Here is a 14,500-nt window from a genome sequence, read left to right as displayed (position 1 = left end):
CTAAAAGCTATGGTTTTACAGCAAAGTAAGAGTTCGCCAGTATAAATCAAAACCCAAAAAGCAAGTTGCGGCGCTTCGCGCCGCAACTTGCTTTTTAGGTTTTATGTCCTAAGCAAAACTTACTTTGCTATAGTCTGGCATTTAGTATTAACTTTGACTTATTTAGAATAACTTTTACAAGATACTGATTAGTGACTAAATATTATGGGAAACTTTCCCTCCCCTCTTCCTCCTTTGGAGATTTGATTAAAAATAGCTGCTGACAATACTTTATATTCACTCTTTTAACAATTACAAGGTGTTTTTGTCGTTATGTTTTCCCATGATCCTCAATCAATAGATTCTCCCATAGATTTTTCTTCTCTATCTACTAATCAAAGCGTTGATACCAAAAAGTCTATCTCATCAAATATTAGATATAGCCAAACTCTTTCGCCTCAAGAATTAAATGTTTTAAATACGAAGTCGAATTTAAAAGGAACCTTGCAGCTAGTAGCCCATTTAGCAGTAATGGCGGGTAGCGGCTATCTCTGGGGTACAAATATGGTCAATCTTAGCGATCGCTGGTACATTGCTTTACCTGCATTAGTGCTTTATGGCTTTAGCTTTGCAATCATGTTTGCGCCATTACATGAAGCATCCCATCGCACCGTTTTTACAAATAATCGCGCCAATGATATTCTTTGTTGGTTCGCAGGGCTTTTATCTCTTTATAACGGTACTTTCTATCGGCTTTATCATAAGTGGCATCATCGCTATACGCAAATCCCTGATAAAGATCCTGAATTAAGCGATCTCAAACCTACTAATCTTAGGGAATATATCATCGAAATTAGCGGGATTAATTGGTGGATCGGCAAGTTTCGGAGACATTTCCTCACAGCGATCGGCAACTTAGACAATTGTCCATTTATTCCTGAAAGCTCCCGTGCAGAAGTCATTCGCTCGACTCGTTTACAGTTATTGGTTTATGCGGTGGCGATCGCCATTTCTGTATATTTCCAACAGCCTTGGTTCATTACCTACTGGATGCTTCCTCTCGCAGTCGGTCAGCCGATTTTAAGATTATTACTACTAGCCGAGCATACTGATCGCCCTAATACCGACAATATGCTCACTAATACCCGTACCACGCTTACCTTAGCGCCCTTTCGATTCCTAATTTGGAATATCTCCTACCATGCCGAACATCATCTCTATGCTTCTATTCCCTTCCATCAATTAGGCGCAGCCCACGCGAAATTAAGTTTCCATTTTGAATGTGTCGAAAATGGCTACATCAACGTCCATCGTCAAATCATCGCTAATTTTGACGCGAAGACTGAGAATTCAGTAGCATGAATACTTTTACGATTAAGAACTTTCAGCTTCAGTGCGGGGCAACCTTACCGCAAGCACAACTGGTTTATCAAACCTATGGCGAATTAAATAGCGATCGCACCAATGTAATTCTCTATCCCACCTCCTACGGAGCGCAACACCCAGATATTGAATGGCTAGTGCGACCCGATGGCATTCTCGATCCGACAAAATGGTTCGTAATCATCATCAATATGTTTGGGAATGGGCTATCGAGTTCGCCTAGTAACTGTGCAGAATGTGGCTTAGCCGAGCAGGTTTTTTGGTTTACCCATCTAGATAATGTCACGGCTCAAGAGCAATTGCTGCGTGAAGTCTTTGGGATCGAGCGCTTAGCCCTAGTTTACGGCTGGTCGATGGGCGCTCAGCAAGCCTATTATTGGGGTGCATTACATAGCGATCGCGTTGAACGCATAGCGGCAATTTGCGGCACGGCGAAAACCACCGATCACAATCGCATTTTCTTAGAGAGTTTGCGATATTCCCTCACAGCCGATCCGACTTGGAATGGAACTGGTTTTGATGGTATTCCCGATCGCGGCTTTCGCACCTTTGCCAGAATTTACGCAAGTTGGGCTGCCTCCCAAGCCTTTTATCGCGAAGGTTTGTATTACCAGTTTGGTTATGAATCTCTTGAAGATTATCTCCTGCGTGGTTGGGAATCTGGCTATCGCAAGCGCGATCCGCGAAATTTGATGGCAATGCTTGATACTTGGCTCAGGTGTGATGTCAGTGATAATCCTATTTATCAAAAAGATTATGAGCTTGCCTTGCGATCGATTCAAGCGAAAACTCTAGTTATGCCTAGTACTACAGATTTATATTTCACTCCCAAAGATTGCGATCGCGAGGCAGCACTCATTCCTAATAGTTCATACCTTTCCATTCCTTCAATCTGGGGACATCGTGCTGGCAATCCCTACCAAAATCATGAAGATGCCGAATTTATCCGTCAAGCAGTTTGGGAATTGCTAAGCAGGTAAGCGTTTCTACTAGTCATGAATTGGATAAATTTTCTTGCATCCATACTCGAAAAGCCTTCATAGCTGCGCTGCGTCCTTGTTGAAAGCTAATTTCTAAAAACTGTGGTATGACATCGCGGATCGGGATAGTCCCAAAAATAGGGCTTAATTCTGATTCGACATACTCGCCATCATGCAATATATAAATTTTTAATGTCTGATCGTATAGCCAGAGTTCAGGTACACCAAGGGTACGGTAAACATCAAACTTGGTTTTGGAAGTTACATCTACCTCGATCGCGAGATCAGGTGGAGGATCGATGGTCATGTCTAGTTTGCGGATACCACGCATCGTGACATTGTTTTGAATATAGAAGCAATCATCAGGTTCTAGTCCTGCGAGTTTGTCAATGCGCTTGAAGGTCGTGGAGCCAAACCCTTCAAAATCGATCTCCCTTGTCTCAAGAAGTGCTTTTACAAAATCTCCAATCAAAACTTTAATTTTTTCATGTTCAGGTAAGGGCATGACAATTTCTAATACACCGTTTAAATAAGCAATTCTTGATCTGCGCTTGTCGCCAAGGTCTTGGAGGATAGATTCAAATTGTTTCCAGTCAATATCATGGAGGACTGTACTTTGCCCTGCTAAGGTTTCAATCTGTGAGATTCGTAATAGTGTGGTCATCTGCATATCTCCTAAACTTTACTCATCCAGCGATCGCTATTTACAGTTTACGCTAGCCACACCGATCAGAAAAAATCGGTTGCAAAAAACAAATTCGCCGCAAGAAAGGTTCATTGAAATATTATTGACAAGATTGATACGAGACTGCATTTTGATTTGAGTAATAATCTCCTTTGCTGAGAGATACATACTATGACTAAGGCTTTATCTGAAATTGCTCAAGACAAAGGAATTCGCTACTTTCTCATTTCCTTCACAGACCTGTTTGGCGTGCAACGCGCTAAATTAGTGCCAACCGCAGCGATTGACTCGATGGAAGCCAATGGCGCAGGATTTGCAGGTTTCGCCACATGGCTCGACATGACACCCGCCGATCCTGACCTCTTTGCCATTCCCGATCGCACTAGTCTCTTCCCCTTACCTTGGCAACCCGAAATTGGCTGGATGCCCGCCGATCTCTACATGAATGGCGAACCCGTCAAACAAGCCCCACGCTATGTTCTCAAGCAAGCCCTGCGCCAAGCTGAAGCCCTCGGTTATCGCGTTAAAACAGGTGTGGAATGCGAATATTTCCTGCTCTCTGCTGATGGTACAAATATCTCCGATTTAAGCGATCGCGCAAGCAAGCCCTGCTACGACCAACAAGCCCTGATGCGCCGCTTCGATATCATTGCCGAAATCTGCGATGCGATGTTAGCGATGGGTTGGGGAGCCTATCAAAACGATCATGAAGATGCGAATGGTCAGTTCGAGATGAACTGGACTTACGCTGATGCTTTAGTCACAGCCGATCGCCATGCCTTTTTTAAATATATGGTCAAAGCGATCGCGGAAAAACACGGCTTCCGCGCCACCTTCATGCCCAAACCATTTCCTCACTTAACGGGCAACGGCTGCCATACCCATCTCTCCATTTGGGATTTAGAGGGAAGTACGAATCTCTTTGATGACGCAAAAGGAGAACTCGGTCTATCCAGCCTCGCCTATCAGTTTATCGGCGGCGTATTGCATTCCGCCGAATCCGTCTGCGCCTTTACTAATCCCACCGTCAATTCCTATAAGCGGATTAATGCCCCCGTCACCAACTCTGGCGCAACATGGTCTCCGAACACAATCAGCTACACAGGCAACAATCGCACCCACATGATCCGCATTCCCGAAGCAGGTCGCTTTGAGTTCCGTCTCGCCGATGGAGCCGCTAATCCCTATCTCCTCCCTGCTGCCCTCATCGCCAGTGGTCTCGATGGCATCAAACATCAACGCGAAGCAGGTCAACGCCATGACAATAATTCCTACACCGATCCGCTTCCCTTCGGCACAGTGAAACAGTTGCCAGCTAATCTTTTAGATGCGCTGCGATGTTTGCAAGCAAATACAATTCTGCCCGATGCTTTAGGTTCAGAATTCGTGCAATCCTACATCAAGTTAAAGCAACGCGAATGGAATGATTATAGTACTCGCATTAGTCCTTGGGAGTTAGAACATACTTTAGATTGCTAATTATGATGGGCAACGCACAAGTTGTGGCGATTTTACATCGCTTAGATATCAAACCAACTTAGATCGCCTCTTTTTGAAACTTGTACCAAAATAAGTATTAAAGAACTGACTTTTTAATGAACAACAAAGAAACATATTTGTAAATTTCATTAGTCTGTCATTATCAGCTATCTTTGTTAAATATTAATGCACGTAAGAATGATACTTAGATGTTTACGCTAGTTGTTCCTCCAGAGTCTCCTTGTGGATGTGGAAGTGGTAGAGCTTTTGGAGAATGCTGTCTTCAAAATGGGCATATTCGCTTATCCCACAAAAACATTATTCCTAAGCCCCCTAGAACAGGTTTATCTTTAAAAAAGTGCTTCTTGTCGGATCAGAATGACTGTGGAGGAAATATGTCTGGTGAACATATCCTCTCTGCATCAGTACTAAGAAATATCTCAAATGATAAAATCTCTATTAATGGCTCTAATTTCTCCAGAACACACTCAATTCAAAGTGATTCTCTAAAAACTAAGTGTCTTTGTAAACGACACAATTCAGCTTTTAGTCCAATTGATACAGAAGCTAGCCGCCTTTTTAAAACTATAAGTTTAATAGAGAAGATTTTGAATGGCTCAATACAATCTTCTCAAAGCCTATATTTTTTTGCAGGATTTGATATTGAGCGTTGGCTCCTTAAAGCTTTATTTGCAACATATCGTTCAAGAATCACCAACATTAACCCAGATAATTACACATTACCCTGTTATTTAAAATATTTTTTTGATACTTCATTCAATCCTCCTTATGGACTTTACTTACCCGCTAAATTTACTTCAGATGAGCAATTCCAATTTAAAATGAGTACCATCGCTGAAGCTTCTTTTGGGTTAATAACGAAAAATAATTTAGTTAGTGGAATTACAATTAATCTTGGAGGAATAGAATTAAAGCTTATGGTCGCAGGTACTCCTTCAGATTTAGCTGCTTTTCAGAAAACCCATGTTTTTCGTCCAAAATTTATCAACTTTTATCAAGGTGATGAAGTTTTTTCTATTGCTTTAGCATGGGATAAAGGAACAGAGCAGTGTGTTTGGATATCTCGTTATGATCCTACCGCTCCCATTCCTAAAGATATGTAGCTTATAGATTGAAGAAGATAAAATATTTGTCAGATAAGATAAGTCATGAGTAACAGAACAAATAATCGGTTATCAACCTAGCAAGAAACGGTTAGCTGAAATATCAAATCATTGCTAAATTGAGTGTAAACTCTCGTATTGCTGAGCATGAATTCCCTGATGGACAAATTTTTAGATGAGAATCTGGGCGATCGCGCAACCTATGAACTGATGGCAAAAGCGATCGCCTTTATTCTTTAAGCCCATTGATAACAAACAGACCTTGCTTTCTAAACTCCTTTAAAACCTACAACCGTTTCCATCGCCTTACTAAGATTAGGATTTAATAAATCTTGATGAATTTTAGCTTGTCGGAAATTGCCAATAAAGCTGAAAACAAATCCCACTAATAGTAAACTTCCTCCTATATATTGAGCTTGAGTCGGTACTTCTCCTAAAATCAAGTAAGCCATCATAATTGCAATAATTGGATTACATAAACTTGCTAAATTAAGTTCGGTGACAGACGCTTTTCTTAAACCTGTTAGCCAACAAAGCTGACCAAAAACAACGATTAGCAAAGCATAGACCACCATTAATTGCCAAAGTAAAGGAGAAAAAATATCCATAAAATGAACAGCACCGTAGAGAATATTTGCTAATAAAAAAAAGATAACGCTGCCAACAATATTGCGGTAAATCATGAAAATACCGAGTGGGATAGATCGCAATTGCAATTTGTTGAGGATTGTAGAAATGGAAGTGATAACTGCGGCTAAAGCGACTAAGATCTCCCCTGTTCCAAACTGCAATCCCCCCATTGCGATCTTTTGGGCAGAAGAAGTTAGGAGAGCCGTTGTGGCAATACCCAAAAAGGAAACAATTGAACCAGAAATTATCCAAGAATTAAGGGGAGTAGATAGAAGCCAAACGCTTAATATTAAAGTTAAAATTGGCTCAATTCGACCAATTAAAACAATATTGGTGATGTTCGTTATTCCCAAGGCTGTAAAAACAAATGCAGGAGCGATCGCCCCTGACAAAATTCCTGTCATGGTTAAGCTAATCCAGTCCTTACGAGTTAGAGCCTTGAGATTCGCTCGATTCCAGTGTTTATGAAAAATCAGGATCATTAATCCAAGCGCACAAATATTCCCGACAAATAGAACATTACATAGGGAAACTGGATTTCTGCCATCGATCAGATTATGATTCCCAACTTCAACAATTTTGCGAGTAATCGAGTTGGAAGAAGCAAAGATTAAGACCGCAATTGCAAGGTAGAAATAGCTGGGAGTTTGGTTTAAGATTTTTGGAATATTACTAATTTTCATTAACTTTAATTAGAATCTAGCGATCGCGCGAAACGTGAAGAGCAGGAGCCTTAAGGATAGACAATGTATAGCTTGGTTCGTTTCTTAAAAATGCTGTCGATTTTGGACAGGTTTTAGTTTTGGAATCACATTGGCGGAGAAATTCCTTTTGCCAACTGTAAGGAATTGATAGTAAATCTCTAGCACCAGTCATTCCTTGACCCATAAATAGAATCAAAGCGAAGCAATTGAGAATGACATGGATATACCGCCAGCGATTTTGCTTGTCTTTATAGATATCTTGAGTGATAGTCACTGAAAAGATCATGATTATTGCGGCGGCAATTCCATAGTAATAATGAGAAAAGAACCATTCATTATCTCTCCTAAATACTTCTGGCTGCGCTCCTAACACAATCAATCCCATTGAAGTGGCGATCGCAAAAATATTACGCCATATTTTTACCTTCGTTTTAAATAAAAATGTAAAGGTTGAAATAGTGGCGATAAAAATAGCTATTACTAAAAATGCGCGTGTAGGTTCTTTAGAGAAAATATCGTTTTTGAGGAATCTGGAAATAATCGGATAAGCCATACCCAAGAGCGCAACACTTACGACAGCCATACTCAACCAGTTGCCGATCTCCACATGCTCAGATCCCACAATTGGGGGAACCTTGCTTTTTTCGCCACTAATAACTTGTAGGCGGCGTTGCCGAACTTGCCAAGCTCGATGGGTCACAATGCCAATTAAAGGAAAAACGACAATTACGGCGATCGCAGGGTGTATTAAAGCAAAAAAGTCGTCTAGTTCCATTTTGAGAATCCAAGAATAACGTCAAATTACAGCCGTCTGTAGGGTTATCTATGTCAGTATCTAATTATCCTATAGCAGTTTTTCAATCTTATGGCAGATTTCCTTTCCAGTGAATAACGGATTAGGCAAAATAGAATATGATATACGTCATTTTAGAATAAGCGATGGATTGCATCGTCGCAGTCGATTCTATCCCGCTAAAATAAGCTGCTTTATTAAGTTCTTAGCGAAAGAATTTCAATTCGCTCCTTGGGTTTCGGACTATGGCGTGATCGCTTCTAATTGATAACTTAGCTGAAGAAATGAAAAATAGAACTTTGCACCGTGCAGCGTTTTCTTACTTTAGCTTCTGAAGGATTGAGAAATCCTGAATAGGCAAAGCTTGTAACGGTGGCATTTATTCAATATTCTTGCAAAAAAAACGCTCAATATTTAAGTTTAAAATTACTATAATTATTGTAGATTTCAAATACCCATTTTTTTCTTGTCATTAACTATTTTTAATACCAAAGCCAAAAATGGCGCAGCCATTTTTGGCTTTAAGAAAACCTTGCTGGATTAATCCTATATAGCAATTCACAAAAGTGTTGCCAAATTTTTGAGGATTGCCATAAAAAATAACCTCATGGATAAAAATAATTTTGACAAGCAGGATTTAGATGCTGTTAAACCAGAAATACGCTTGCAATTTTGGTGAAAACCACTATAATAGAAATATACCAGCCTCTACCCCCACCAAAGTCATGAGCGCTATAACTGCCAATCCTGCTGTCAGACTGAAATCCAATACGCTAAATATTGCGACGGATGAATATGGACTGCTCACCGATCTTTATCAACTGACGATGGGTGCTTGCTATGTGCGCGAAGGCTGCGATCGCCAGCGAGCAAGTTTTGAATTATTCGTGCGTCGCCTTCCCGAAGGATTTGGCTACCTAATTGCGATGGGTATCGCTCAAGCGGTGGAATACTTGCAAAATCTTCATTTCACCTCTGAGCAAATCGCCGCTTTACAAGCAACAGGAATCTTCGCTAATGCCGATCGCCGCTTTTGGGAATTATTGGAAAACTTCCGCTTTGAGGGAGATTTGTGGGCAGTTGCCGAAGGAACAGCGATGTTTGCCAATGAACCTTTCCTAAGAATCGAAGCTCCACTCTGGCAAGCTCAACTAGTTGAGACTTATCTCTTAAATACAATCAACTATCAAACTCTGATTGCTACTAGAGCCGCCAGAATACGTGATGTTGCAGGCGATCGCATTACTCTCTTAGAATTTGGCACTAGACGAGCCTTCAGTCCTCAAGCCTCACTCTGGGCGGCAAGAGCAGCACTCGCCGCAGGAATGGATGCTACTTCCAATGTGTTAGCAGCACTGAAACTAGGTAGACAACCAAGCGGTACGATGGCTCATGCGTTGGTCATGGCATTGAATGCCACCGAAGGAAGTGAAGCCCAAGCTTTTAGCGCTTTTCATCAAGTTTTTCCTAATAGTTCGCTCTTAATCGACACCTTCGATACGATCGCTGCTGCTCGTAATCTTGCCGAAAAAGTCAAATCTGGCGAGATGCAAGTAAAAGGAGTTCGCATTGATTCAGGAGATATGGCAACAGTTTCTAAAGAAGTAAAAGCCCTTCTACCTGATGCTGCGATCTTTGCCAGTGGCGATATTGACGAAGCTGAGATTATTCGCCTCAAAGCATTAGGAGCGCCCATTGATGGGTATGGCATCGGCACAAAATTGGTCACAGGTGCACCCGTAAATGGAGTCTATAAACTAGTAGAAATTGATAATATTCCTGTTTCCAAAAAATCAAGCGGTAAGCAATCGATCGCTGGTCGCAAGCAAATCTGGCGCAGTTTTGAGAATGGAATTGTGAAGGGCGATCGCCTCACCCATATTTCCGAGATTCCTCAACCCAATGAGCAATCTTTACTAGAACTAATCATGCACGATGGTGAACTGTTGAAGTCTTTGGATGATTTAGATGCGATCGCTCAACGTACCCGTAATTCTGTGAAGTCTTTACCTCAAGAAGTTCGCAGTATTGCTAACCCAGAGACAATTCCTGTGGCTATCTCTAGAAGCTTGAATAAGTAAAATAAACATCTTGTCTTGGTCATTAGCCTACCGTATTTTATGGCGATCGCTTGACTGGATATCGTGCAATCTTAATAACTCTAGGTAAAAGACTAGGTTAATTATTTGACTGTTACTGAGGCGCAGGAACAATTCCAACGCTATCTAAGAGCCTCCAAGTCCAGCGATTATCACGCAAGATGGTAAGCCTGTAATTGTTGCTCTGAGTATGCAGCAGTTTGCTTCTTTGATGGAAATAATGGAAATTTTAAGCGATCGCGAGTTTATGTCAGATTTGCGAGAAGGTATCCGACAAGCAGATTTAGGTCAAACGGTTAGTCTGGAAGTCATGAAATTAGAGTTTAATTTCCAGTATTGCGATGGAAGATTATTTAAAAATATGGTAATTATTTGGGAAGGTAAAAAACTGATGCAGTGATCGCCCAACATATTAAAAATCTGTAAACTTGTTTGTCACAATTAAAATAACAACTCATTAAATTTCTTCTTATAAACTATTGACAAATAAGTTTGATCATGTTTTATTTGAATTATGCAAGCGAAATATTCAGTAGCTTGGGTGCACGTCTTAAGTAATCTACGCACTTTTCTCGATTTAATGGATAGTTTATATCTTGAACTAGCATTTCTGAGAGATGAGTAGTTTACTATTCTTAAAGCGATATTAGTTCAATGCATAAAATATGCATTAGATCGAGAGGAGCGCGTAGATTACTTAAGACGTTTACCAGCAAATATAATTTCTAATTCTACCCTTTGTAGGAATAGGTTTGTATTTAATTTAACTGATATTTTGTTGCTAATCCAACCCTATAAGTTGAGAGGATCAACATGTTATGAACAGCAAAAAAGCGCGTCGTAAGAGAGAACAAATTGCCCTTCGCGATGGTTCTTATTGTTGCTACTGTGGTCGTTTTTTATCACCACTTGATCGCACTATTGAGCATTATTTTGTGCCTAAAAGTTTAGGCGGCTCTAACCGCAACGACAATTTGAAAATTGCTTGTAAACCATGTAATCAAGCTCGCGGTAACAATCCCGTACCACCACCACTTAAGAAGCCATCTAGTTTTCCTCAAGGTCATAGTTCTTTCCCTGCTCCACAAAAGCATAGAAGTTCATCCTTGAACAGCTCTGGCAAATAGCTTTTGTATAACTAAAACCTAAATTTTATATTTAGGTTTTAGTTGATTTAAACAACTATATTTCTAACAAATAAATTCGATAAAAATGCATAAACTTTTGATTTTCAATGACGAAAAATTACTTCGTCGTGCGCTTACTCATCGCTCTTTTGTAAATGAAAACTTAGATGAATCTGAACATAATGAAAGACTAGAATTTCTTGGAGATGCCATTCTTAATTTTATTAGTGGAGAATATCTATATGAGAAAAGTCCTGAAATGGCAGAAGATGAAATGACTCGCAGACGTTCTGCACTTGTGGATGAAAAGCAACTTGCTCGATTTGCGACTGAAGTTGGACTAGATTTTAGAATCCGTTTGGGAGAAGGCGCAAAAAGAGAAGGTGGTTATACCAATCCTAATATTCTGAGCAGTACATTTGAAGCGGTTGTTGGCGCTTATTACTTAGATAATAAGCGTAATATCGATGTACTTCGTCCTTTAATAGCGCAACTATTTGACTCTGTCCCAAAAGATGTCATGGTTATTCGCTCCAGTATAGATTCCAAAAATAAACTTCAAGAATTTGTGCAGGCAAATGGAGCAACAACTCCTCCAAAGTACGAAACTGAGCAGGTTGGCGGAATGTCTCATGCTCCCGAATTCTTGTCCAAAGTCTACGTTAGTGGAAAAATCTATGGTGAAGGCAAAGGTCGCAACAAGAAAGATGCTGAAAAAGAAGCTGCTGCTGATGCTCTGGCAAAACTGAAAAAGCGGGGATTGCTTTAAATACTCAATTCCAAAAACAATTGGTGTTTTGATTAACTTGAGGATTTTGGTGATCGGGTTTTATGGGTATTGAGGGGCGATCGCTATTTGATGTGGAGAAATAGGCGATCGGGTTTGTGGGTGGTGAGAGGCGATCTCTGTTTGATTTGGGGAATAGGCGATCAGGTTTGTGGGTGGTGAGGGGCGATCGTTGTTTGATGTGGGGATTTAGGCGATCATTTATCTAATCGTAAATTTCCCTGCGATGTCCAATTTGATGAATAATGAGACCTTTTTGTGATTGCGCGATCGCATAAATAACCCGATAATCTCCAACACGCAGCTTAAAAAAGCTTGATAAATTACCAGAAAGCGATAGAGGCGTAATTTGTTCAAAATTCTCGCCTAACCACTTAATTTTACGAGCTATCCGTATTTGATTAGTGCGATCAATTTTCGCAAGATCAGCGATCGCCTCAGAAGTAAAATCAATACTATAACTCATCCCAATTAAGCCCCAATGATTGCATAGCTTGAGCCGCAGGAATAACAGTTGGTTGATGTTGTTGTCGTAATAAGCGTTCCACAACCGATGCTTTTAACTTCTTACCTTCATCTAGATCGATATATTCTTCTAGCACTTCAATTACAACTTCACGAACTAGTAAACGAAACTGTTCGGTAGTGAGTTCTTTTATTTGCATAACATTACGGCTCTACTACTTGTTTTGCATTAATTCTAACGTAATCGTCAATATAAATTAGCAAGGCGATCGCTGTTTGATGTGGGGAAATAGGCGATCGGGTTTTATGGGTGGAGAGAGGCGATCGCTGTTTGATGTTGAGATTTAGGCGATCGGGTTTTATGGGTGATGAAGGGTGCGATCGCTGTTTGATTTGGGGGAAAAGGCGATCGGGTTTGTGGGTGTTGTGGGACAATCGCTGTTATTACAATGCAAATTAGATAGGAACCTCAACGTAATCGCCAAGTTTAATTGCATTGATGACATCACAAACTTTTTCAGTCTGTGTCCGAATCTTTGGCCATGAGGTAGAAAGCAAAACAACAATAGCAATCTGGCGATCGCTCAAATTTTGTTGGTAGCGTAAATTCCGATCCGTTGTCACAAATATTTGATATCCCTTATCTTCAGCAGATTTGAGCAAGTCTCCATTCGACAGGTTAGACCAACCTTCTTCATAGGCAGTTGTCACAGAATGTTCTGTCAAATATTGACGCAAAGGTACAGGAGTTCCCTGATCGAAAAGAATCCTCATAATCTAAGCCGCCTCAGCTAGCATATCAAGCTCATAGTTCAGTACAGCCTCAACCTGCGATCTTTGTACAGGCGGAAACCACTCCAAAAAATCTTCTACTGTTGCACCGTCGCGCAAATTCTCAAACAAAGCCGAAACTGGAACTCGCGTCTTCCGAAATACCCAAGCACCACTCACTTTATAAGGTTCTCTTTCTATAGCATCTAGACTTTCCCAATGCCTCATATACTACACCTCTGCAAAGTAAAAATATACCTAACAACTCGATTATAAACCAACTTTAAAGTAAGACTTGACTATTTAGGCGCTAGCTGTTTAATTTTAAGATTTAGGTGATCGGGTTTGTGGGTGGTGAGGGGCGATCGCTGTTTGATTTGAGGGGATTGGCGATCGGGTTTGTGGGGTTGAGGGGCGATCGCTGTTTGATGTTGAGATTTAGGCGATCATTCATCTAATCATAAATTTCTCTACGATGCCCGACCTGATGGATAATGACACTTTTTTGTGATTGGGCGATCGCATAAATAACTCGATAATCTCCAACACGCAGCTTAAAAAAGCTTGATAAATTACCAGAAAGCGATAGAGGTGTAATTTGTTCAAAATTCTCGCCTAACCACTTGATTTTACGAGCTATCCGTATTTGATTAGTGCGATCAATTATCGCAAGATCCGCGATCGCCTCAGAAGTAAAGTCAATACTATAACTCATCCCAATTCAGCCCCAATGATTGCATAGCTTGAGCCGCAGGAATAACAGTTGGTTGATGTTGTTGTCGTAATAAACGTTCCACAACCGATTTTTTTAACTTCTTACCTTCATCTAGATCGATATATTCTTCTAGCACTTCAATTACAACTTCACGAACTAGTAAACGAAACTGTTCGGTAGTGAGTTCTTTTATCTGCATAGCACTAAGGATCTACTACTTGGGTTTAACTAATTTTAACTTAGCCGTCAATATAATTGCTATTTGATGTTGAGATTTAGGCGATCAGGTTTTGTGGGTGTTGAAGGGGCGATCGCTGTTTGATGTAGAGATTTAGGCGATCGGGTTGTAATTATAAACCTAGCCAAATTCTCAAAGATTGCTCAAGCCTCCTAATATCAACATCAGCCAACTTCCCAATAGTCTTAATAACTAAACTTCTATTTACAGTATAGATACCACGTTTAACTGCTGTAACAACGTTAAGTCCTGCTGCCGCCCAGTCAGCAAGGACAAACTCTCCATCAAGCAAAGAGCCTGTTTTGCTGGTTAATGGCACAATTAGAATGTCTTGAGAGCTATGTGGTGCATTGATAATAACAGCAGGACGAACCTTCGCATTAGACAAATCTGAAAATGGATATTTAACTAAAATGACGATATTTTTAGGCGTTGTTGCATAAAAGAGGGATGGAAGGGTAGATTAAATATAAATAAGGATGGCAAAACAGCCAATGAAAGAGCAATATCAGATCCGCAACTGGTCAGAGTATAACGCAGG

At 40.4% G+C, this 14,500-nt stretch carries 20 protein-coding genes; 8 read left to right on the top strand and 12 right to left on the bottom strand.

Annotated elements, in window-relative coordinates; genetic code table 11:
• The first annotated feature begins 312 nt into the window (after positions 1–312).
• Both H6F42_RS18755 and H6F42_RS18750 read left to right on the top strand, forming a co-directional pair.
• Positions 313–1,341, top strand: coding sequence for a fatty acid desaturase (locus tag H6F42_RS18755; protein WP_190400905.1), 1,029 nt, complete (start codon positions 313–315; stop codon positions 1,339–1,341).
• Positions 1,338–2,342, top strand: coding sequence for an alpha/beta fold hydrolase (locus H6F42_RS18750; protein WP_190400904.1), 1,005 nt, complete (start codon positions 1,338–1,340; stop codon positions 2,340–2,342). Before H6F42_RS18755 ends, H6F42_RS18750 begins: the two co-directional genes overlap by 4 nt.
• A 13-nt stretch (positions 2,343–2,355) precedes the next feature.
• On the opposite strand, the gene H6F42_RS18745 is transcribed toward H6F42_RS18750, so the two are convergent.
• Positions 2,356–3,006 carry a Uma2 family endonuclease gene (locus H6F42_RS18745; protein ID WP_190400903.1) on the bottom strand — a complete coding sequence of 217 codons (651 nt, stop codon included), beginning with the start codon at positions 3,004–3,006 and terminating at the stop codon, positions 2,356–2,358.
• A 192-nt stretch (positions 3,007–3,198) separates the two neighbouring features.
• Between H6F42_RS18745 and glnT the strand changes: the two genes are divergently transcribed.
• Both glnT and H6F42_RS18735 read left to right on the top strand, forming a co-directional pair.
• Complete coding sequence (gene glnT, locus H6F42_RS18740; RefSeq protein WP_190400902.1) at positions 3,199–4,506, top strand: type III glutamate--ammonia ligase; 1,308 nt, start codon at positions 3,199–3,201, stop codon at positions 4,504–4,506.
• 209 nt (positions 4,507–4,715) lie between these two features.
• Complete coding sequence (locus tag H6F42_RS18735) at positions 4,716–5,630, top strand: hypothetical protein (RefSeq protein WP_190400901.1); 915 nt, start codon at positions 4,716–4,718, stop codon at positions 5,628–5,630.
• Between the two features lie 269 nt (positions 5,631–5,899).
• Here H6F42_RS18735 and H6F42_RS18730 read toward each other — a convergent pair whose 3' ends face one another.
• Positions 5,900–6,943 carry a DMT family transporter gene (locus H6F42_RS18730; RefSeq protein ID WP_190400900.1) on the bottom strand — a complete coding sequence of 348 codons (1,044 nt, stop codon included), beginning with the start codon at positions 6,941–6,943 and terminating at the stop codon, positions 5,900–5,902.
• Between the two features lie 16 nt (positions 6,944–6,959).
• On the bottom strand, positions 6,960–7,739 hold the full coding sequence (locus H6F42_RS18725; RefSeq protein WP_190400899.1) for a DUF4079 domain-containing protein: 780 nt from the start codon (positions 7,737–7,739) through the stop codon (positions 6,960–6,962).
• A 743-nt stretch (positions 7,740–8,482) separates the two neighbouring features.
• On the opposite strand from H6F42_RS18725, the gene H6F42_RS18720 reads away from it, so the two are divergent.
• From H6F42_RS18720 to rnc, 4 genes are all read left to right on the top strand, one after another.
• The gene (locus tag H6F42_RS18720) at positions 8,483–9,838 is read left to right on the top strand and encodes a nicotinate phosphoribosyltransferase (RefSeq protein WP_190400898.1); all 1,356 of its coding nucleotides are present in this window, start codon (positions 8,483–8,485) and stop codon (positions 9,836–9,838) included.
• A gap of 166 nt (positions 9,839–10,004) precedes the next feature.
• A complete protein-coding gene (locus tag H6F42_RS18715) occupies positions 10,005–10,256 on the top strand; it encodes a hypothetical protein (protein WP_190401006.1) in 252 nt (83 codons plus the stop codon).
• Positions 10,257–10,674: 418 nt separating this feature from the next.
• Positions 10,675–10,983, top strand: a complete 309-nt coding sequence (locus tag H6F42_RS18710) for an HNH endonuclease (protein ID WP_190400897.1) — start codon at positions 10,675–10,677, stop codon at positions 10,981–10,983.
• A gap of 85 nt (positions 10,984–11,068) precedes the next feature.
• Positions 11,069–11,752, top strand: a complete 684-nt coding sequence (gene rnc, locus H6F42_RS18705) for a ribonuclease III (protein WP_190400896.1) — start codon at positions 11,069–11,071, stop codon at positions 11,750–11,752.
• A 223-nt stretch (positions 11,753–11,975) separates the two neighbouring features.
• Here the strand turns inward: rnc and H6F42_RS18700 are convergent, their stop codons facing one another.
• From H6F42_RS18700 to H6F42_RS18665, 9 genes are all read right to left on the bottom strand, one after another.
• Positions 11,976–12,236 (bottom strand): type II toxin-antitoxin system RelE/ParE family toxin, encoded by a 261-nt coding sequence (locus H6F42_RS18700; RefSeq protein WP_190400895.1) that lies wholly within the window; start codon positions 12,234–12,236, stop codon positions 11,976–11,978.
• The gene (locus tag H6F42_RS18695; protein ID WP_190400894.1) at positions 12,226–12,435 is read right to left on the bottom strand and encodes a hypothetical protein; all 210 of its coding nucleotides are present in this window, start codon (positions 12,433–12,435) and stop codon (positions 12,226–12,228) included. The genes H6F42_RS18700 and H6F42_RS18695 overlap by 11 nt, the downstream gene beginning before the upstream one ends.
• A gap of 4 nt (positions 12,436–12,439) precedes the next feature.
• The gene (locus H6F42_RS18690; RefSeq protein ID WP_190400893.1) at positions 12,440–12,670 is read right to left on the bottom strand and encodes a hypothetical protein; all 231 of its coding nucleotides are present in this window, start codon (positions 12,668–12,670) and stop codon (positions 12,440–12,442) included.
• 21 nt (positions 12,671–12,691) lie between these two features.
• A complete protein-coding gene (locus tag H6F42_RS18685; protein ID WP_190400892.1) occupies positions 12,692–13,009 on the bottom strand; it encodes a hypothetical protein in 318 nt (105 codons plus the stop codon).
• Between the two features lie 3 nt (positions 13,010–13,012).
• Entirely contained in the window at positions 13,013–13,234 is a 222-nt protein-coding gene (locus H6F42_RS18680; protein WP_055077700.1) for a DUF433 domain-containing protein, read from the bottom strand.
• 103 nt (positions 13,235–13,337) lie between these two features.
• Entirely contained in the window at positions 13,338–13,460 is a 123-nt protein-coding gene (locus tag H6F42_RS22170; RefSeq protein WP_277873899.1) for a hypothetical protein, read from the bottom strand.
• Entirely contained in the window at positions 13,461–13,721 is a 261-nt protein-coding gene (locus H6F42_RS18675) for a type II toxin-antitoxin system RelE/ParE family toxin (protein ID WP_190400891.1), read from the bottom strand.
• On the bottom strand, positions 13,711–13,920 hold the full coding sequence (locus tag H6F42_RS18670) for a hypothetical protein (protein WP_190400890.1): 210 nt from the start codon (positions 13,918–13,920) through the stop codon (positions 13,711–13,713). Before H6F42_RS18670 ends, H6F42_RS18675 begins: the two co-directional genes overlap by 11 nt.
• Positions 13,921–14,071: 151 nt before the next feature.
• On the bottom strand, positions 14,072–14,347 hold the full coding sequence (locus tag H6F42_RS18665) for a type II toxin-antitoxin system PemK/MazF family toxin (RefSeq protein ID WP_199289168.1): 276 nt from the start codon (positions 14,345–14,347) through the stop codon (positions 14,072–14,074).
• Positions 14,348–14,500: the final 153 nt, after the last annotated feature.

This window comes from Pseudanabaena sp. FACHB-1998, from assembly GCF_014696355.1.
GTDB lineage: Bacteria > Cyanobacteriota > Cyanobacteriia > Pseudanabaenales > Pseudanabaenaceae > Pseudanabaena.
The sequence above is the reverse complement of the archived record's forward strand: the minus strand, read 5'-3'. Positions and strand labels throughout refer to the sequence as shown.

Bases quoted from the DNA above. Each gene is read 5' to 3' on its own strand.
- H6F42_RS18755 (WP_190400905.1), top strand. From the start codon at position 313: ATGTTTTCCCATGATCCTCAATCAATAGATTCTCCCATAGATTTTTCT.
- H6F42_RS18750 (WP_190400904.1), top strand. From the start codon at position 1,338: ATGAATACTTTTACGATTAAGAACTTTCAGCTTCAGTGCGGGGCAACC.
- H6F42_RS18745 (WP_190400903.1), bottom strand. From the start codon at position 3,006: ATGACCACACTATTACGAATCTCACAGATTGAAACCTTAGCAGGGCAA.
- glnT (WP_190400902.1), top strand. From the start codon at position 3,199: ATGACTAAGGCTTTATCTGAAATTGCTCAAGACAAAGGAATTCGCTAC.
- H6F42_RS18735 (WP_190400901.1), top strand. From the start codon at position 4,716: ATGTTTACGCTAGTTGTTCCTCCAGAGTCTCCTTGTGGATGTGGAAGT.
- H6F42_RS18730 (WP_190400900.1), bottom strand. From the start codon at position 6,943: ATGAAAATTAGTAATATTCCAAAAATCTTAAACCAAACTCCCAGCTAT.
- H6F42_RS18725 (WP_190400899.1), bottom strand. From the start codon at position 7,739: ATGGAACTAGACGACTTTTTTGCTTTAATACACCCTGCGATCGCCGTA.
- H6F42_RS18720 (WP_190400898.1), top strand. From the start codon at position 8,483: ATGAGCGCTATAACTGCCAATCCTGCTGTCAGACTGAAATCCAATACG.
- H6F42_RS18710 (WP_190400897.1), top strand. From the start codon at position 10,675: ATGAACAGCAAAAAAGCGCGTCGTAAGAGAGAACAAATTGCCCTTCGC.
- rnc (WP_190400896.1), top strand. From the start codon at position 11,069: ATGCATAAACTTTTGATTTTCAATGACGAAAAATTACTTCGTCGTGCG.
- H6F42_RS18700 (WP_190400895.1), bottom strand. From the start codon at position 12,236: ATGAGTTATAGTATTGATTTTACTTCTGAGGCGATCGCTGATCTTGCG.
- H6F42_RS18695 (WP_190400894.1), bottom strand. From the start codon at position 12,435: ATGCAAATAAAAGAACTCACTACCGAACAGTTTCGTTTACTAGTTCGT.
- H6F42_RS18685 (WP_190400892.1), bottom strand. From the start codon at position 13,009: ATGAGGATTCTTTTCGATCAGGGAACTCCTGTACCTTTGCGTCAATAT.
- H6F42_RS18680 (WP_055077700.1), bottom strand. From the start codon at position 13,234: ATGAGGCATTGGGAAAGTCTAGATGCTATAGAAAGAGAACCTTATAAA.
- H6F42_RS22170 (WP_277873899.1), bottom strand. From the start codon at position 13,460: ATGAATGATCGCCTAAATCTCAACATCAAACAGCGATCGCCCCTCAAC.
- H6F42_RS18675 (WP_190400891.1), bottom strand. From the start codon at position 13,721: ATGAGTTATAGTATTGACTTTACTTCTGAGGCGATCGCGGATCTTGCG.
- H6F42_RS18670 (WP_190400890.1), bottom strand. From the start codon at position 13,920: ATGCAGATAAAAGAACTCACTACCGAACAGTTTCGTTTACTAGTTCGT.